The following is an 18634-nucleotide window of genomic DNA, read 5'->3' on the forward strand; positions in this document are numbered from 1 at the left end:
GCCGGGTCATTCAATGAGCGCTTTGGCCAGAGCTTGCGCGCGCGCCGCGCTCTTCCTTAAACCCAAGCAGCCAGTAAGACGTTACACGACCCTTGCCCTTGATCTCGATCGGGCCGCGCTGCTCGCATTTCACAAATTGCGCAATCCTGTCATAAAATTCTGTCGTGATCTGCACGCGTCCGGGTACTCCGGCGCTTTCCATTCGTGAAGCCACATTCACCGTATCGCCCCAAACGTCAAAGAACGGCCGGTCACCGCCAATAACACCAGCGATTACCGGACCTTCGTGAATGCCGACACGCAGAGATACCTTAGGTGTCAGATTCCTGGAAATCTGATCGACCGAATCCGCCATCTCGAGGGCAAGTGCGGCCATTCGGACGGCATCTGACTGAGTGTCATGATCGGCCGCGTCCAGGCCGCCCGCGACCATGTAACTGTCCCCGATTGTCTTAATTTTTTCCAGATGGTGGTGCGCAACCAGCCGGTCAAACTCCGAAAACACAGAATCCAGCAGCGTTACAGTCGCCCCGGCACCATTTTCTGCAGCGTATTTGGAAAATCCGGAAAGATCGGCGAACAAGATGGTCGCGCGCTCGAACCTTTCCGCAACCAGTTTGTCAGGATCAGCTTTGATGCGCTCGATAATCCGTGTTGGCAGCAGGACGTTAAGCAAACGTTCTGATATTGCTAATTCGCGCTCAAGGGCCTCTTCATACTGCTCAATTGCGGCGTTGGCGGAATAAGACGTGAAATAGAGGGCTGCAACGATTCCAAAGATCAAAACGACAAAAATCACATCCTCGGGCTGTGGCGAAATTATGTCATCAATTGAGTGGGCGGCGATGTCCCAGACCGTTTCACCCGTTGAAATATGCATCGGGATGTGAAGTGAAATGTAAATGAAAAAAACCGCGCTGACCAAGGTTACGGCGGTTATCCAGCGCCAATAGGCTGAACCGAGAAAATAGAAAAGGAGCGGCGGCCCCACGAGCAAAACAAGGTGGTCCTCGCCATTCCTGCCCGCGCTGACATCATGCGCCAAAAAAATGAACAGCCAAAGCGTGAAATATGCGACTTTCACTTCAAGGCCAAAACGATTCAGCGCAATCGTCAAAAGGGCGGCAAGCCCCAGCCCAAGATTAACATAAGCCAGGTACTGCCAGTCCGGTCCTAAACGGAACTGATAAAACGCGGTGAAGATAAATCCGCCAAAAGCGATTAATGCGGCGATATTCACAACCCGCATCTTTCGCTCGACTTTCAAAGCATCAGCCGGATACCCGGATTCGGAAATTTGTTTGAACAAAGCCTTGCCCCCACGCTGACCCCGCACGCAAATCTTACCATGATACTAGTCGCCGACATAAGGGGCATAAGGTTTGCGCAAATCCCTATTAAACCAATCCCACCATCATCACGCCTTTCTTCTGGGCCTGATAATGCGGCAACGAAAGATCGGCCATCGATGCCGGAAAGTGCTTTCTCTTCCTCCTCTTACTGTAAAATCACCTCCGGCGGTGCCGCCTGCAAGGCCTGCAGCTTTTTCTTCATGATGTCGGGGGATTTCCGTTCCAGATAATAGGCTATTGTTTCCACTCGAATTCGCACCGATCCCGCCGGTTTCGTTTCGTCTAAATCCTGAAACACAAAAAATAACGTACCCAGAGACTCTGTGATTGCCTGAACCGGAGAGTATGTTGGTTGATCCATTCCACACTCGTAGCTTGAAAACCGGACAACACATGTGACCCAGGGCATTAACGACCCATAACGCGCAGCCCACAATATCTCGTTGGTGTTTGCACTGTGTGAAGTTTTCCAAATGTCCGAAATATCAAACGCGTTCCGGATTCTCCCGGAAGCGATCAAGTCGGTGTAAAGCCAATCCAACACGGGCTGGTCCAGAGGCAGATACTGCCCCCAAAGAATAGGGTACCCAAATGATTGCAGTTCGCTTTCAATAGTGTGACCCAAACCCGTATCCATATGATAAGGGCGCCCAAGCGCAAGGATACATGGTCTGTTTTCTGCCGCGCATGAAGCAAGTATTTCCAGACTTCGTTTTCTGAGGTCCGTGTTGAAATCGTTGAGGGCCGCGTAGGCACAATCAACCGCGTTGGCCACTTCTTTTGGCGTAATTCCCTCGAAAATGTCTTTGAACGCGTCATAAAGCTGCTTCTTGGCAATCGGCGGTTCCGCCAGGGACACCGCCGGAGAAACGTAAGCTATTCCCAATTCGTCGAAGACATCGGATTCCCGGCGAAATCCGGCGCACGTGCTTTCGGGTCCCGCAATGACGCGCGGGCATGCCATATTCTCGCGAACATTCCCCTGCAGAATGGATGGAACCGTGAGGATTATCGGGGAAAACAGAATATCGATCGGGCGCTTCAATCCGGTCAACAGTTCACCATAGTGCCCTGTCATGCATTTGACGGGATAGCAGCAATCAACCGCGCCACGACCTTTGCCATACTTGAGTTGCTGGGCTTCGGATGTTTCGGACGAATAGATGACATCGCGCCGCTTGACACCCAACTCGACAAAAAACGTTGTCCAGAACCGATGGGTTGACCATTGGTTCAGCACCCTTGGGATACCGATCCTGTGGTTCCGTTTAACCGGCGCATTCTCAGCGAAACGCGCTGTCGCGAACGCTTTCTGCAATATTGGGATGCGCATTCAGTTCCTCGTCGATTTGCTTCTTTCGTTCCTTCATTTCGGCAGCGTCTTCGATCAGCCCCTTGGAGCATGAGTTTCCAGTGATGATTCTTTCCCAACCATTGGCAAGCGGCACCTTGCTTTTTTCTTTGCCCGGGCCACTCGGCACCTGAACATCGATAAACGCGCGGCTGCAATTCATCGCGCACCAGTGGCACGTGGTCTTGTCGTTAGTCGTGCTGACGTATTCCAGCGCCTCAATTCGATCAAACCCGACAAACCGCGAAGCGTTCCCGTCCAACGCGCAATCAGCTGCAAGCAGCGCCGCCCCAAGGGCACCCGCCTCGCCGGCATGGGGGTGCACAATAATTTCTGCATCGGGAATTTTCTCTTTGATGAAATCGATCTGAGCTTTGACCACAGCGAGATTGCGATGCGTTCCTCCCTGAAGAATGAACTTTTTTCCAATGGCCTTCAGGTTCTGAAACTGCCCTGCATAAACCCAGACATTCAGGGGCAAGACGGCGGCGAGGCTGGCCATGATCTCTTCGGCTGCCCAGCCTTTTCGTTGCTGATTGACAATATCAGACTGCAAAAACACGCCGCAGCCCATCATAAGCTGTGGCATCCGGTCGGCGCTGAAGGCTTTGTCGGCATAGTCCTCAAGCCGGATATCATAGCGCTCCGCGATGCCCTGCAAAAAGGCACCGTTTCCGGACGAACATTGAGAATTCAGCCGGAAATCCACCACCGCCTGTTGCCGCAGTAGCATGATTTTGACGTCGGTTCCGCCAACATCACATATTGCGTCGGCGTCGGGGGCCACATGCAGGGCAGCCGACGCATGCGCCACCGTTTCGACCACCGGGACATCCGCGCCCAGAATATCCTTCAGCAGGTCTTTTCCATAACCAGTCAGACCCAACCCACAGATTTCAGTTACCCCGGCCTCCTTCACTTTGCGAAACACAGTTTTCGCATCTTCGATCGGGTTTCCGCGGCTGGGCCGATAAATGGATGCCATGATGTCCGCATTGCGATCAATCGCAACTGCCTTGACCGTTGTGCTGCCGAAATCGCATCCCAGATAAAGCGGACCGGTCGAGGGTTTCTTTGACGCAACGATATCTGGCGTTCCAAAATCGTCCATGAACTTGTCCAGTTCATCGCTCCGCGCGAGGGCTTTCTGTCCTACTTTTGCTTTTTCTTCATGCTGCCCGGTTTCAACCCACCATTTCAGCCTGTCCGTTCCAGCATATTGCGCTGCTTCGCCGGTCTCGCGCCGCGCAATCTCGACGCACCCAAGGCTCGCGTAATAAAGGGCATCATCAGGAACCAGTATGACGTCCGAAATGTCTTTACCCTCTGGCAAGTCGACCTTACGTTCTTGCCAAAAAGCGGCAAGGTGATGCGCCCAGGCTTCCTGAAGTCCCCGAAAGAACATGTTAGGCCCACCCAGCAGCAGCACCGATGGCATCGGCGTGTTGCCCTTGGTCAGCGTAGCTAGGTTCTGTCGTACAACTGCATCGAAAAGACTAGCAATGATCTCTTGCTTGGAAACACCGGCCTTTACGAGGCTGTTGGCATCGGTTTCAGCAAAAATCCCGCATTTCGCGCTGATCCGGTGAAGCGTTTGCCCCTCGTAAGGCAAAGACGTCAGCTCGTCGGGGGCGATATCCAGCTTTCGCGCCGATTTTTCAATAAAGGTGCCAGTTCCCCCACTGCAAGCCGATTGCATATAGACCTGCTTGGCCTTGCCTGCCGGAGTGGGCGTGAAAAACAAAGTCTTCATGTCCTCGCCCCCGATTTCAGACACAAAGTGCACATCGGGATGCAGGGACTCGACCGCTGCGGCAACAGCAACAACTTCTTGTATGGTTCGGGCATTCACATGACCCGCAAGGGTTCCGGCCCCAGAGCCGGTAAAGGTCGCAATGTCCCTGCCGGGGGCGAGCCCGGCCTCCTGTTCCATCCGGGCCAGAAGTTCCAGAGCCTTCTCAGCTTGTCTTGTCTGGTGACGCCCATACGCCTTCCAGATGACGTTGCCCTCTTCAAAGACAACACCCTTGACCGTAGTCGAACCGATATCGATCCCGGCATATTTCACAGCGTCGCGTTTCCGAGTTCGAGTACGATATTTGACGCTGTACCAACCGCGCCGCGATGCGGCACCCGGTAGAAGGGCGCGTTCAATTCCGGACGCTGTTTCAATCGGGCGCGAGCCTCGTCAAGCGTCAGACCGGCTGCTGCAAGTGCTGTGTCGAATTCATCCTTTGCGCGGCCCTTTGCTTCGGTCAGGACCATCTGGCACCGCGATAAGGCATGCACATCACTGTCGCCCTTAACTTCAATAGGCGCATACAGCATGTCCGGGTAATGCCCCTGAACTGCTGCCATGGCGCCGATGCTCATCGTATTGGGCAGGCAGGCATAAGGGGAAAGTTCGCAAATCATATGAGCCTTCTTGCGGGTGTGTGCCCAAATGGCCTTACCAACCAAAAGGTCGCCTTCTCCACCATTGATCATGTTGTTGAAAAACGGTGCGGCAAGTCTGCGTAGCTCGTTCTGGTCCGGCATCGGCCGCGGGATATTGCCAAGCGCTTTTCGCATTTGGTCATACTTTGCACGGAATACCCGCTGCCCTAGCCTGAGCAGAAAATAATTCTTGCGGGCGTTTTCGGTAATCCCAAAGCGCAGTTCCAGCTTTTGACCGCCGTAGCGCATCAGGTAATCGAACCAGACAACCATTGGGGCTGGCTGAACTTCTGCGCCCTCAGCTTCCAGCCATCGATGCATGTTGTAGTTCTGCACGCCTTCAGCAGTCGCAAGATAAAACTCACCCGTGATCTTGACCATCGGCTTCACCCTCAGGCGGTCAAGTTCGATCGCCTCAAAGTGTTTTCTGGCCCGCTGCATGGCCTTGATAAAACGACGGGTAAACAGGTGCCAGCCGATCGATCTCCACTTCGACAAGCTCTTCGGACGCGAAAGCATCACGTCGTTAACTTCGTTTACCACCGCCTGGGCCACCTGGTTGGTTGTACCCGGTTTGGTCTCATAGGGTCGCAACTGATACTCAAGATCCTGAATGGCATCGGCGGCCATCATCCCCAGCGCCGTACTCAGCAGCAGATGGATGTCGGTTTGCAGACCCGCATCCCCCTCCTTGGGTTGGTCAATCTCATGCTGCTGAACGAGGAACATTCGAAATGCTTCCAGCCCAAGGTTCTTTAGCGCCAACTCGTAGCTTTGGTGGTACTGTCCGAACCGACAAGCACCACAGGCACCAGCAGTGACATAAACATACTTTTCTGCAACCTCTTCCGAGCCGATACGGTCGGCTTCGGCCTTGAGGAAACCAGCCAGATTCCCGGTTGTGAAAGCAGTTGGGCAACACTGACCGACATCTGCCAGTTCCCGGCCAAGAAACAGATCATCAACCGTCACGTCCGGCAGACGTTGTGCGTTGTATCCGGCGCTTCTGAACAGGCCCTCAAGCAATTGCTCGGCGCGCCATGTTACACCTCCGAACAACAAGGTGACATCCGGGCGCTCATCGGCAGTGAACGGGCGTGGTTCGTAAGCTTTGTAGGTGGTTTCTGAAATCCGGTTCATAAAATGCACCCCCAAACAACATAACATGTTTCTTAGATGTATCAAATTTCTTATTTGGGATTTGACCTATCCCTGCGTTGCACCGCTGATGCCAAACGCCCTCGCTGGCCTATAAAAAGCGGTCCGGTGAGTGGTTCAGAGCATCTTAACTGTTGAGAAACCTGTCAGCGTTATCCTTAAAAAAATCCTGGGCAAATGGGCGCAGCTTCGGATCATCAAAAATCCTGTAGAACGCACTTAGGTATTTGCGCGTTTTCCCAATCATTCTCGGCATATTCCAGTCCGAACCGTAGCAGAGTTTTTGAGAGATCGCGTAACTTGTCCCTACTGGCTGCGGAGCGTTCAGAAGACTGACCAGGCGTTGACGTATCACGTCATGGTTGTCGGCATCGAAGACATCCAGAATGTGACCGAGCCCAAGGTAGACATTCCGGTGCGTCTGCGCCAACCGGACCGCGCGATAGGCAAATGATTTCTCGAAATCCTCGTCCGTCGCCGCAGCCCAGCCGTGCCAGTCAACGTCCATTGTGCCCCCGCCATGCGCCAGAAACAGCCGAAGATCCTTCGCATCAAACTCTTCCATGCCCTGACGCCAGTGTTCCGGGTCTGAAAATATCCCGTATCCCTGCTTAACCTGAAACCCCTTGGGGTTGCAGTGCGCAAACAACCTCAGCTTACATTTCGAAAAGTGTTGGATGATCACATTCATCGCGTCTTGTGCGTGTTGCGTTGGCGCCGGATTCTCTGCTAAATCCTCGTACTTATCGGCACGCTGAGCTGCAGGATTTACGGCTGTCACATAATTGTTGCTTTCGAATGCGCGATACCCCAATGGCGGGTAAAGTTTGAAGCCTTCCACGCCCTGCTCGACGCCGTAATCAACGTTTTCCAGGCATTTGCGCGGCCCTCGAAACGGGTCCACGGATCCAAAGGAAATCAGCTCAACACCTCTGAGCGCGGCCAGTGCTTTCATTCGGCGAATTTGCCTTTTGAAGTCAAAGTACGGCGGATCAAGGTCTTGTGAGAACACTTCCACATAGGCGTGATGCATATCGAGCAAAATGCCGACATATTTGTCGGCATCTACCCCGTTACTCGGCTTGCCATCAGCATAGTCATCTTCAAGGGCCTGATAGCGATCATGCTCCGAAAGAACCATGGTCCCGATGAAAACCAACAACTGGCCAATGATCCCAAGATCACGCGGGGTTAGTCCCGCTGAACGAAGGCCGTCGTATGTCCTCTTTTCAAAATGGGATTCAGAATGCAGATGGGCCGCATCATCGAAAAAGTCATTTTCGGACAAGGCTTCAGCTGCAAGCGCAAAACCTTGCGCAAGGATGGTATCCAAATGGTCCGGAGTGGTACCTGTGCCGTCGAACGCGGACCCTTGCCGGATCTCCGCATCAAACATGATCCGGCTGCTTGCCGGACGTTTCGCGTGCTGCACAGGAAACAGCCCACTGTTCAAGTCATCAATGGCCCTAAGCAGAAGTCGTGCACTTTCTTCCTCTGCCTCGTTTTCTGTTGTGGATGACTGATATTTTATCAATAGTTCACGGCTTCTTGCAGCAATTGCATTCATAAGACCGTCAGCGCTTTGCCCTTGTAACGCGCGCAGCACATTACTGGAAAACGCCAGCCTGGGCGAGGAATCCAAATCATCCATCCCGGTGATTGACACCGCAAATCGAGCCAGCCCACGTGCCAGCCAATTGATGGCCCCAAACGATCGAAAAATCCCGTGAAGCGGCAGATAACGAGCCGTAAACAAATGGATGTGCATGTCGATGAACTTATGTTGTTCGGGCATTTCAAGACTCCCGGTTTCAAATTGTTATGAGACGGCAATAAATTTGCCTTGAAAGCCTGCCTTACCAGTGCCTGATAAAAAGCGCCGCATTACACCAAAATCGCACATTTTTGCGTTTTTCACAAACTTGGGAAAGCTAGCCCCAACTTTGTTGAGCAGATTCAGTGCAGACTGAATATTCCTGCGCATCGCCCCGAACAGCTCGCCCTCGGCCGAACGGAGGATCCTGCGGACCGCAAACCGTTTCATTTTGTGTGCTGACTGGTGATCGGCACCCGGAAGGTTTAGCACACTTGCCAGCGGCTTTGAGCAACCGTCAGTTTTCATTATCAACGAAAGCATGCCGGGGTAGATCAACAGCTTTTTGTTTCGGTATTACCGAAAGCTCATCAAGCAAATCGTTCTCGACAATCCGCGTCAGAACCTTGTGAATGATGAAGGCGCGCTTTGGATGCTTCAGCCAAGCATTCACCTTGCACGGCACGTACCACTTTGCTTGGTAAGGGCTCGCGTTCTTTCACTTCGGCTTGGCGGTCGAAGTAGAAGCCGCCAAAGGGGTTCGTCATCGAGATGTCCATCTCGCTAGCAGCGAAGTTCGCTATTGAGCGAACTGTTCCGAAGATGCGAGTGATGCTGCTGCCAGACAGGCCACGGTCAATAAGCGCGTCCATAAATTTGTTTGCATCACTCTTGGTATAGGCTCGAAGGTCCTTTCTGAAATGTCATGAATGCTGATAACCAACACCATCCATCTCATGGATATTTTGGATAGTTCTAATGCAGTGTCCCACCCGGCAGTTCGAATTGCACCTTAAAGAAGAACGCAGCTTCGTATCGCAGCCAGTCCACCAACTCCTGACAAAGCATGTGACCGGCCCGACCAGCCTCCCGTGCTTCATCCAAAAAGGCATCCTGACCTTTTTCAATATTGTCCGGTCGAATGGCCACAAAACGATGCAGCGCTTCGTTGCGCTTGAGCCTCCAAGCATCAATTCGAATAATCAGGTCGGCAGGATAACTCTGTGCTGCATCAGCCTTGGAACGGAATTCTGAAATAAGCCTACCGAAAAGTTCAGGTGGCCTATCCTGACCCATTGCCACCACGAAATGATACAGTATTGCCGAGATAAGACTTTCTTCGATGGCGATAGCTTCGAGCGGAAAGTCGGCCTCTAGAGCCTGCTTTGCGCGGTTCATGGCTGCAAGGAAACCTGCGTTGCGGGACTCAACTTGACTTCGCGCAGTGTCTAGGTCTTCACCTTCTTTTTTGGCATAAAACCAAACCTCAAAGTTAGAGTATCCGCTCTGCTTTGAAGCTTTCACATCAATTTCCCTGATCATCGACCAAAACTGATTATGGAACCGGTTCAACAGGATGTTGGTGAGCACCCAGTAGCCAATCAGCCGATGGAAGGCTATTCACCAAAGCTCTGGCCCCCGTGTAATCGCTAACCTGCCCAGCCGATATGAAGAAGCGGATGGGGCGTCCGAGGCTGTCAGTAACGGCGTGCAGTTTGGTATTCATGCCACCCTTGGTGCGCCCTATCAGCCTGCCACTCCCCCCCTTTTTCAACCGCAGGCTGGAAGCCGTGCGGTGCGCTTTGAGGTAAGTCGCGTCAATCATGATGGTCTTATGATCGGTTCCCTCCGCAGCAAGCCCTGTCATGATCCGAGCGAACACACCCATGTCGCTCCACCGCTTCCAGCGGTTGTAGAGGGTTTTTGGCGGCCCATATTCACGAGGTGCATCAGACCACCGCAACCCATTGCGATTAATGAAGATAAACCCGCTCAGAACACGCCGGTCATCAACTCTCGGCTTGCCATGGCTCTTCGGAAAGTAAGGCTGAAGACGCTCCATTTGTTCGTCAGTCAGCCAGAATAGATTGCTCATTTCACACCCCTGAAATTCAGGGGCTTGAATCACGCAGTCGAGATCACGGCAACCAATTAATGGGTCCAGAACCTAAGCAGACGCAGCCGCAAAGCGCCCATACAGTGAACCCGGCCGTACCAGAGGTGGCGCGGATACTATCTATTCGGCCACCTACAGCCTTCCGCCATGTCAGGCCAAAGCCCGACCAATATCTTGGCGACCGGTTCTTGCACTCTTCCCCGCCACCCTGACATTTTATTAGGGCCGCAGTTTTTCCAAATGGAAATTGACCGTTCAGAGTGGCGAGGGACCATAGAATTGGAACCCTATGGATAACAGACCACCTGGTCTGACAGGACGGTCCAAAGGATTGATGTCAGCAGTTACCTGCCTGATGGTTGCAGGCAAGGTTCAGAAGATCCAGAAACTCATCGCCAAGCCTGGAGCTTCCCTGAACTTTTGGTGCAGTATCTCGGAATCCATAAGAGGTAACGCCGACTATTCGGTTCGGGCTGTCGTGCATGGCGCCATCTTGCCCTTCGGCTTTGACACCGAAATTCTCAAACCAACCACCGCCAGACGAACCACCACGCATGTCAGATCCGTAAAGAACCGTGTTCTCGGACGCGCTTCTGTGGAAGGCACTATCGACCTGGTGCATCACTTCACCGCTGTCGTGGTTTCCGGGGTAGCCAACCTTTTTTGTGTGGTTCGGGCTGAGCGCGTTGGTGCGGAATCCTGCCCAACCTACCACTTCGCCAATGCGCTTGGTCTCTCCTTCAAAGTCACGGTCCTCTACCTCGATGATTGCAAGATCGCCGGCATTGGGGACTCTGCCATCTGATTGCAGCCACGAGCCCGTCGTTGCAACCCACGTCCAGTTCCAGGCCTGATACGGGGCGTTTCCTCGATGGTACGCGGGTATGAAAATGAAGTTTGAAAAGAACCCACCATTTCCATTGGCCCCCTCGTGAACACAATGGCCCGCTGTAAGGATCAGCCGGGGCCTGATGACAGTCCCCGAACAAATGAAGTCGCCTACACCAGGCTTAGAGAAGAAAATCTTTCCGTTCACGCGATAGGGATAATGCAGCCGCGCATCTTCCGGTATCAATCTTGAGCTCGTGAAATAGGCCCCTTCGGTGCCCGCAGCTTCCGGAACAAATGGTGCTGTCGTGTCGATCGGTTTTGTGTCCGGGAAAAGCATGTCGTTGGCATTGGCCTGAATTTGGTCACTTGCAACCGCGTAACGCCCACTTTCAGCAACCTTTGGCAATTCTGCATCGGATTGAATCTCGGCGCCTTCCACCAAGGCCTCGAACGAAGCTTCGGGAATTGGAATGCCTTGGCTTTGAGCATCGGCAAACGCCTGAGGCGTCCAATGTCCCAGCGGATCACGGTCTTCGGTCGGTTCGAAATCCGGGTTTTCTATTCCCAATGGTTCTTCTTGCGCTAAGGCGTCAGAGGAAAAGACAATCAGGGCAACCGAAAAAAATGTACTCAATAGTGGATAAGAATTGTAATGCATGAAAACTCTCCTTTTGTGAAATTCAAAGCGATCAGTTAATCCGTGTCCGGGGCTATCGTGTCAGACCCTCCCGATCCCGGAGAAGAAATACTTGGTGCATCAGATACCGGTGGTTCCTCTGGTGCAGTGGGCTCATCCGGAGCGATCGGCAGAGGTAAGGGAACCGCAGTGCTTGGGATTTCGGAATCCTGCCCGCCGGGAGCAGCTTCGATGCCAACAGGGGCCCCGTCCTGCACCAATCCAACCGAGTCAATCCGTAAGAGAGAGCCGAATGTGGCAAGGTTGGGCTTGTCCGTTACATCCGGATTTCGGTGTCCGGCACGCTGTTGCCCGACCACACGCCCGGCGAGGTCAAACACTGGCGCCCCGGAAGAACCTGCTTTGGTGTCACAACTGTGCCCAAAGCCGTGCAGAAACGCCTCAGTTTCTGCGTTGTCAAAAACAGCACAATCTATGATCGAGACTTTCTTGGTTTCCCCGCCCGGGTGCTGAACAATAAAAAGCGGTTCGTCGTCATCGGTATCATGGTCGCGGAAATCTACGATCTCATACTCATCCTTGGGCGCTGGGGTAACGCGCAAAATGGCGGTGTCCGCGCTCTCTTCGCCTTCTTGGGCGACAACTTCGACGCACCGAACACTTTGTCCACGATCAAAGGCGCCGAATGCGTTTTTTTGAAATCCGAACTGGACAATTGTCGTGGCGCACACGTTTTGCGTTGCAACGCAATGTGCACTGGTTTGTACCAGATCGGCACCTATTCTGAACGCCGTGCACGTATCTCCGTGACCACCAACGGCATAGTCGATTTTGGCAACCGATGTTGCAACGGCTTTGATCACATCCGCCTGGTTCCCTTGATATTCTACGATATCCGTCAATTGACCTTCCCCAAAAAATGACTCAACCGCGACGGTTGTGAACGGAAACAGCACCCTGTCGACAACGAAGGTAAATCCGTCAGTTGCGTCCTGACCACGGACGCGAAGGCTCGCCTGTTGCCCTGGGATGAACATGGACCAGATGTCTTCCTGACCCTCTAACCTGTCTCGGTCCAGGACATCATGAACCTGACCGTTGCCGTCGGCGATCTCGATTCTGACGTCATCCCCGTGCGGTAAGTTCACCCCTGAAATTCGAATTCGGATCTTTGTGTTCGCTCCGGCACTTATCGCGACCGGCGGTGTGACCGTGTGGGCCCAAACCAGATCACCGGGAGCCAGCGCAATGCCTTCGGGGGGATAGCGTACCAAAACTTCGGCGACACGCCCGCTGACATGCGGTTCAGCGTCTAATTCTGAATTGCCAAGCACAAGGAAAGTTACCAAAACTGTAGTGGCAATCCTCATTGCATTCTTGAGATGAAATCCGCGATCTCCGACAGTTTGATCGTGGCAAGGTCATCTACAGCGAACCTGTCCGCGCATTCATCCGAAAACGACTTAACACTCAGACGTAACAAGTGCTTTTCAGGATTGTTGGTGAATGTCGCGATTTCCCGTTTAAGTGTCCCGTTCAGGGTGTGAAAGAATATCCCCCTGTTATTTCTGAAAAACATACGCCGAACGTCCCTGAGCCGAAGACTAAGCTGTGGTCCGCTGAGAAATGTTAGGTCGAAACTACCCTGATCCAGATTTCCACCAACCTCTCGCCGTAAGTCCAGTGCAGAACCCGTGATCCGGCAACCGTCAATCAGTTGCACCTGATCCCTGTCCTTCATCAGCGTGGCAGTCGCATCCAGTGCGCCGCCGTTGATTTGATCAATGGTATCAAGCGACAGTCGGGATGAATAAATCAGGCGTTCCCGCACCTTCTTGGGTGAAACATTTCCCCTGCTCATCAACAGGACCGCCGCTGCGGTGACTTGCGGAGCCGCCTGTGAAGTACCGGTTGCGGGCCCGAAAGACGACGTGCCAACGGTTGAGACAATGTTGCGTGCAGGTGCGCCCAACATAAAATTCTTGTCGCCAAAATTCGTCAAGAACTTGCCAGGTTCATCAAGATTTTCCAACAGCGCGACGGTGTCCGGGACAGTTTCCAGACCTACCACGCTGATTACATTTTCAAGCGATTCCGCGAAGCAGGCCGGACGCGTTTCGCACGGCCCTTCGTTGGCATCATCGCCCTCTTTACCGCCCGCTACGACAAATAGCGCGTGATCTTCCCATTTTTTGATGCGGTCACGGATTTCATCTTTCCCTCCGTTCTGGGGGGGGCTGTAACTGAAACTGAGGTTGAAGACTTTGACCTGTTCAAAAATTGCTGCATCGATCGCTTGCGCGATATCGATTGCAAAGTTCGAATCCCCCTGATCGGCGCGAACGCTATCAAAGGGTATGACGACGAAAGACAGGTTGGGCAGACCGCTGAGCAGGCCACTAATACCGCGATTGTTCCGCTCTGCAGCAAGCATGCCAAGAACGTGTGTCCCATGATGCTCGGGCAGCACTTGATGCGGCAAGACGACTGTGCTGCAATCAAAATTCGGATCATCTAATCCGGCCTGATGTTCCAACACAACGCGATCCGACAAGCGGATGATCGAAACCTTTCCAAGATCGCAGTGTGAAAGTATCAGTTCGTCATCAACAATCGGCACCTGATCGACAATTGCGACGGCCATAGACGCCAGCCCATCAGTGTTGATAATCGGGCATTCGCCATGCACGGCACGATTGCAAAACGAGTCAAAGACGTCCTTTGTGTGCGGCGCCAATGGCTCAGATTCAAAACCGGACAAAGCGCCGGTGTCATGTCCGTGCTCCAGACGAAGCTGTACGCCACCGACGATGCCGCGGGACAATGATTGATTCAGCTTCTCGAATTGGTTGTCGTTGAAATCGAACCTGATCGCGCGGTCTTTGACAATTTCCTCGTAATCCGCCAGAGGCGCTTCTGATACGGACACAACCGCATTCAACTGCGGTACAAGGCGCAATGCCAGGCCACTGCCATCTGTTGACCGGGTGGCGACCTTGACGCCGCGAAATCGACCCAAACGGTCGTTGGCCCCCTCTTGGGGCACATAATCATCAATGCAGATCCGATCCGTCAGGCAATTTTGGATAATTTTGATGCCGGTCGCCTCGACCTTGGCGCCTTTGTCGGCAGGTTCCGGTTTCCAGACCTGAGCAATCCTCAGGTCGGGGATACGTACCGTCTCGTCCTTGCCAACCGTCCAGCGCAAATCAGTGCTGCGTGTTCCGCCGACATGCTTAGACTGGTTTGCCAGGGTATTCGCTTCAACTTCTTTGCTGTCCTGATCGCAATGGTCGCGATTTACCTCACACAGCATGCTGGCGACTTGCTCGGTCATCGGTCCGACCCAGGCCCCCTCTGCTCGCATGACCTGTTCGAGTGTCGTTCGGGTATCCATCGGAACTTCTTTGAAAGGGAGCCGCCCGGTGTTAAACAAAGTCAGCAGAAATTGTTCCTGTGCGAGCTGCGCCTGCACGGTGCTTTCAGCACGTTCGGTCCAGACGATTTCACGATCCTGCGCAGATGCGGAACCACCAAATGTGGCAAGCACCAAAACCAATGCACATGTACCAATCTGCGTTTTCATGTCCAAGCCCTACCTTTCAAGAATGGTAAAGGACTAAAAGAAAGTCATCATAGTCCTTTCAAATATTCAACGATTGCAAGGCGTTGTTCGTCTGTAAAGGATGCGTTTCCATAGTCATGCCCTGCATTCGAGTTGCCAGCGATGATGTTTCCGTCTTCATCCCGCACATTGTAAACCCATGGGCTTTGCGCGGTATCGGTCATAAATCCGACGTTCCTGGTATCGAATTCCCGTGAACCGACACCAAAGCTTTCGGGGCGCGTTGGTCCTGTTGGTTCAGGATCCGCAGTGGCGATGTTGCGGGCCTTCGGCGGGAGCAAAAGGTCATATAACGTGGGTACCGAGCCGTTGTGCAAGTATGGCGCTGTAGCCCAAATTCCGTTGAGCGGGCGTGACTTGTAGGCCAAAAGTGGATCGTCCGCCGATAGACATTCCCGGGCCCGGTCCTTTCGGACCCCTTCCGGCACGCCCGGTAAAATCTCTCCGGCGGGCAACGCCATGGCAACCGCTTCGCGCGATGGTTCGATATCGGAAAACAGCGCCACGAGTAACTCGCTTGCCTTACCAAATATAGAGCCGACAGCCGCATTGACCAACATCTTTCGTGTCAGGTCAAATTCGCCAATCCGATCTCCGAAAACTCCGAAAGTCCACTGACCGCTCATGTTGCCTGCATCTGTCGTGCGCAAAAAAGTGTTGCAGGCCAGAAAGACGTCCGTGCCAGATTTAAGAAGGTTGACCATCTGATCACCTGCGGGCGTAGCCAGATCGCTTGACGCGAGATGCGCGTGGCATGCGCGGCAATTCTCTTCGAAAAGTTGCCTTCCTTCGGCGGCCAGGGTCGGATTGATCGGACCAAGAATGTCTTGGGGCCATTCAGGTGACCGGAGTTGGGCCAACAGGCGTTCAAGTCCCACCATCTCGGTGACGCGCACACTGCTATCATATCCCAGCGCAGCCCAACCTCGGTTGGCTTCGACATGGGCGAAAACGCCGATGACTTCGGACACGTTGCGGATCAACGCCCCAATGTCCGTGGTGCGGCCAAATATAGGAACATTAAGGATTGCTCCGACAATCCCGTTCCACTGCAACTTCTCTTGCTGATGAGTATTCCAAATAAACGGATAACTCGCCGGCGCATCCGAGGAGAACTCGGCTGAGGGTGATTGCGCGCCGTTAATCATCGAAACTTTGGTAAGGATGTGCCCCTGGGCGTCAAGGCGCGCAGGGCCAGCCGCCACATTGCTGTGATTGAGAAGGCGTAGTTCTTCCATCCAAGCCAGTTGCTCAATGATCTGAAGTTCAAGCGACGCGACTTTGTCGGGGTCGAGTGAACCGCCCAATACTTGTTTGGCAAACAGGCGATACCGCTGGCCGTCCGCTAAGGTGGCGCGCAAAGCGTCCTCGGTCCCATTCACCAAGCCATCAAAATTGGCGAGCGTTGGCGCGCCATCTACCCTGAAACGCGTGTCTTGGAATGTGATTTCGGTAGTGTGACAAGCCGAGCAGTTCAATCCGACCCACGGCTCTCGCATGGTGCGGGACTGGCAGATTTCGGGGAATCTGTCGCACATCAAATCCGCGCGCCTGCTGTCTTCGTGGTCAACAACAAAACCGACGGGAAGGCCGTAGGGATTATCCCGCGAAACCGGGTTCGTCAAATATCCCAGTCCCTCAAGATTGGCCGACCCGTACATCGCCGTAGAACCATCGGCGGTCTTTAGTGCCAATGCCCAGGACAACGGTAGCAGACGCGATCCTTGCGTTGTCGTGTACCACCACGATCTTTGTTCTTCGTTCCATCCCTGCGTGAGACACGTCACTTCACCAGACGTGCAGGCGGTTTCAAATTCTGAGACAGGTTGTGACCAAGCCGGAAAGGCTGCGGCGAGACCACTCACGAAAACTCCGCCCCTCACCAGTTGCGAAAATAACTTGATGCTAAAATAAATCACCTGGCATCTCCCTCCCAACTTGGCCGCTTTGAAAGTGGCACATTTTGGAAATCGGGAAATCACCCAAATGGGTTAACTGGATTTCACGAAATGTGCTCCAACATTTGCCGCGCGTCTAATCAGTTGTGTCCGGTTCGCACAATTTGTCTTTGCAAGCAGGCCCTTGACCTGAGTATTAACTGTTTCGATCGATCTGTCGCGTTTTTTTGCAATTTGGCGATTGCTCAGCCCATCGGCCAGCATTTCGATCAAGGAACCTTCGGCGACACTCAACCCCAACACTTTTCCAATCAATTCGGAATCCATCTGGAGGCCAAGTGCCGTGTCAAGGCTGCATACCATAAAGCCCTCAGTTGCCGAGTCTCCGATCGCGTATTTTCCTTTTATCGGAACGACTTCCACTGCAAGCTGGGGCGGATCGTCAGACGCTGCCGCCATGGCTTCTTTCCTGGGTCTGGCACCAAATTGACCATGTTCGGAGACGCTTGAAGTGAGCTTTTGGAACCAATTACGGTCCTCGTTGCGCGTCGGTTCCAGCCGTCCACGCGGATTAATCCGAAAAAGATGGTATTGCTGAATTTGTCGCAAAAATTCTTGATTTTGGGTTATGACGGCGCCATCTGCACGCAAAATACAGATTCCAATCGCCATATTTTCCAACGATTCGGCCAGCAAGGCGCCCTTCAAATCAAGTTGTCGGACGGGACGTGCCAGCTCGCAGGCCTTAGCCAAATGCGGCAGAATGGTTCTCAGAATACGGCGTTGGTGCGGACTTAGCGGCCCTTGTTTCTGTGAAAACTGCAGTGAGAATCTGTCACGCAACGGTTGGTCTTTGCTTAAGAGAGCTCCGGCGCGATGAGCGATACCAAAATCCGCCATTGCGCGCGAATTTGGTCGAGCATCAAGAATTTCCTTGGTCTTGGCAAGAACATCGTCACCGACAATATCTACATTGTCTCCCATAACCGAATGACGGGCGAATATTCTTTGGTCCTCCAGCTCAAACTGCTGAAATTTGTGCAGATAAGTCGATACCTGGTCCGGATCGTAATTGGACGACATGTAAGGTGCAAAAAGCCGCGGCAACCCGTCGTCCCCCTCGTCAATTCCAAAAACTATGGCACCTCGGGCATTAACCGATTTGGCAATACGGTCAAGTATAGTAGGCCAAGCATCCGGCACCACCACAAGATCATAAATATCAACAAGTATTTCTGGGTCACTCAACTCTGGCACAAGGGAACTTTAGTTGAAACACGGGGCGCGCGGCAACAACTAATGACGAGGTCTTCAAGTATCCTTCGACGCAATCCCTCAGTAACAGCAACCCATTCTCCGTGCGCACCGGCAGAACCAGATATTGCACGTCATCCGGAAACTCAAAGTCTACATTGGCAAAGGCCAGGTCTTCGACAGTCAATCCACCGCCAAGCAATTCATCAGTGCTGGAGATGTGCGTGATTGTTGACCAGTCCGGCTCGCCGATAAGTGCCATGGCCGATGGATATGGACGAAGACAATCCCAATTACGAATTGGGGCGACTTCTTGAGAAATGCAAGAATCTTGGCTTCAGTCGCTTTCATTGTCTTTTGATCCTACTCATATCCCTTTAAC

The 18634-nt window shown here is 53.1% G+C and carries 14 protein-coding genes and 1 pseudogene; all 15 read right to left on the bottom strand.

Annotation, left to right across the window (positions count from 1 at the left end; translation table 11 throughout):
- Positions 1-10: 10 nt before the first annotated feature.
- On the bottom strand, positions 11-1309 hold the full coding sequence (locus tag QMP16_RS13000; protein ID WP_282152711.1) for an adenylate/guanylate cyclase domain-containing protein: 1299 nt from the start codon (positions 1307-1309) through the stop codon (positions 11-13).
- Positions 1310-1497: 188 nt separating this feature from the next.
- Entirely contained in the window at positions 1498-2685 is a 1188-nt protein-coding gene (locus QMP16_RS13005; RefSeq protein ID WP_282152712.1) for an acyl-CoA dehydratase activase-related protein, read from the bottom strand.
- On the bottom strand, positions 2636-4771 hold the full coding sequence (locus QMP16_RS13010; protein ID WP_282152713.1) for a BadF/BadG/BcrA/BcrD ATPase family protein: 2136 nt from the start codon (positions 4769-4771) through the stop codon (positions 2636-2638). Before QMP16_RS13010 ends, QMP16_RS13005 begins: the two co-directional genes overlap by 50 nt.
- A complete protein-coding gene (locus QMP16_RS13015; protein WP_282152714.1) occupies positions 4768-6279 on the bottom strand; it encodes a hypothetical protein in 1512 nt (503 codons plus the stop codon). Before QMP16_RS13015 ends, QMP16_RS13010 begins: the two co-directional genes overlap by 4 nt.
- Positions 6280-6424: 145 nt before the next feature.
- Positions 6425-8092, bottom strand: coding sequence for a hypothetical protein (locus tag QMP16_RS13020; protein WP_282152715.1), 1668 nt, complete (start codon positions 8090-8092; stop codon positions 6425-6427).
- 24 nt (positions 8093-8116) lie between these two features.
- Positions 8117-8419: a hypothetical protein gene (locus tag QMP16_RS13025; protein WP_282152716.1), complete on the bottom strand. Its 303-nt coding sequence runs from the start codon at positions 8417-8419 to the stop codon at positions 8117-8119.
- A gap of 62 nt (positions 8420-8481) precedes the next feature.
- Positions 8482-8763, bottom strand: coding sequence for a hypothetical protein (locus QMP16_RS13030; RefSeq protein WP_282152717.1), 282 nt, complete (start codon positions 8761-8763; stop codon positions 8482-8484).
- A gap of 103 nt (positions 8764-8866) precedes the next feature.
- Complete coding sequence (locus tag QMP16_RS13035) at positions 8867-9433, bottom strand: hypothetical protein (protein WP_282152718.1); 567 nt, start codon at positions 9431-9433, stop codon at positions 8867-8869.
- Between the two features lie 49 nt (positions 9434-9482).
- Positions 9483-9986, bottom strand: a pseudogene (locus QMP16_RS13040) (IS5 family transposase); the annotation flags it as partial.
- A gap of 358 nt (positions 9987-10344) precedes the next feature.
- Positions 10345-11496, bottom strand: coding sequence for a trypsin-like serine peptidase (locus QMP16_RS13045; RefSeq protein WP_282152719.1), 1152 nt, complete (start codon positions 11494-11496; stop codon positions 10345-10347).
- Between the two features lie 35 nt (positions 11497-11531).
- On the bottom strand, positions 11532-12845 hold the full coding sequence (locus QMP16_RS13050; protein WP_282152720.1) for a trypsin-like serine peptidase: 1314 nt from the start codon (positions 12843-12845) through the stop codon (positions 11532-11534).
- Positions 12842-15061, bottom strand: coding sequence for a S8 family serine peptidase (locus QMP16_RS13055; RefSeq protein WP_282152721.1), 2220 nt, complete (start codon positions 15059-15061; stop codon positions 12842-12844). The genes QMP16_RS13050 and QMP16_RS13055 overlap by 4 nt, the downstream gene beginning before the upstream one ends.
- Before the next feature lie 47 nt (positions 15062-15108).
- Positions 15109-16965 (bottom strand): di-heme-cytochrome C peroxidase, encoded by a 1857-nt coding sequence (locus QMP16_RS13060; RefSeq protein WP_282152722.1) that lies wholly within the window; start codon positions 16963-16965, stop codon positions 15109-15111.
- Positions 16966-17091: 126 nt separating this feature from the next.
- Positions 17092-18246, bottom strand: coding sequence for a helix-turn-helix domain-containing protein (locus tag QMP16_RS13065; RefSeq protein WP_282152723.1), 1155 nt, complete (start codon positions 18244-18246; stop codon positions 17092-17094).
- Positions 18239-18514 (bottom strand): hypothetical protein, encoded by a 276-nt coding sequence (locus tag QMP16_RS13070; RefSeq protein WP_282152724.1) that lies wholly within the window; start codon positions 18512-18514, stop codon positions 18239-18241. Before QMP16_RS13070 ends, QMP16_RS13065 begins: the two co-directional genes overlap by 8 nt.
- Positions 18515-18634 lie beyond the last annotated feature (120 nt).

It is taken from the genome of Ruegeria atlantica (assembly GCF_947495585.1).
GTDB classification, from domain to species: domain Bacteria; phylum Pseudomonadota; class Alphaproteobacteria; order Rhodobacterales; family Rhodobacteraceae; genus Ruegeria; species Ruegeria atlantica_G.

Excerpts from the sequence above, each read along its gene's own strand:
- QMP16_RS13020 (WP_282152715.1), bottom strand. The coding sequence starts at position 8,092 with ATGCCCGAACAACATAAGTTCATCGACATGCACATCCATTTGTTTACG.
- QMP16_RS13045 (WP_282152719.1), bottom strand. The coding sequence starts at position 11,496 with ATGCATTACAATTCTTATCCACTATTGAGTACATTTTTTTCGGTTGCC.
- QMP16_RS13005 (WP_282152712.1), bottom strand. The coding sequence starts at position 2,685 with ATGCGCATCCCAATATTGCAGAAAGCGTTCGCGACAGCGCGTTTCGCT.
- QMP16_RS13025 (WP_282152716.1), bottom strand. The coding sequence starts at position 8,419 with ATGAAAACTGACGGTTGCTCAAAGCCGCTGGCAAGTGTGCTAAACCTT.
- QMP16_RS13055 (WP_282152721.1), bottom strand. The coding sequence starts at position 15,061 with ATGAAAACGCAGATTGGTACATGTGCATTGGTTTTGGTGCTTGCCACA.
- QMP16_RS13035 (WP_282152718.1), bottom strand. The coding sequence starts at position 9,433 with ATGATCAGGGAAATTGATGTGAAAGCTTCAAAGCAGAGCGGATACTCT.
- QMP16_RS13030 (WP_282152717.1), bottom strand. The coding sequence starts at position 8,763 with ATGGACGCGCTTATTGACCGTGGCCTGTCTGGCAGCAGCATCACTCGC.
- QMP16_RS13050 (WP_282152720.1), bottom strand. The coding sequence starts at position 12,845 with ATGAGGATTGCCACTACAGTTTTGGTAACTTTCCTTGTGCTTGGCAAT.
- QMP16_RS13070 (WP_282152724.1), bottom strand. The coding sequence starts at position 18,514 with ATGGCACTTATCGGCGAGCCGGACTGGTCAACAATCACGCACATCTCC.
- QMP16_RS13015 (WP_282152714.1), bottom strand. The coding sequence starts at position 6,279 with ATGAACCGGATTTCAGAAACCACCTACAAAGCTTACGAACCACGCCCG.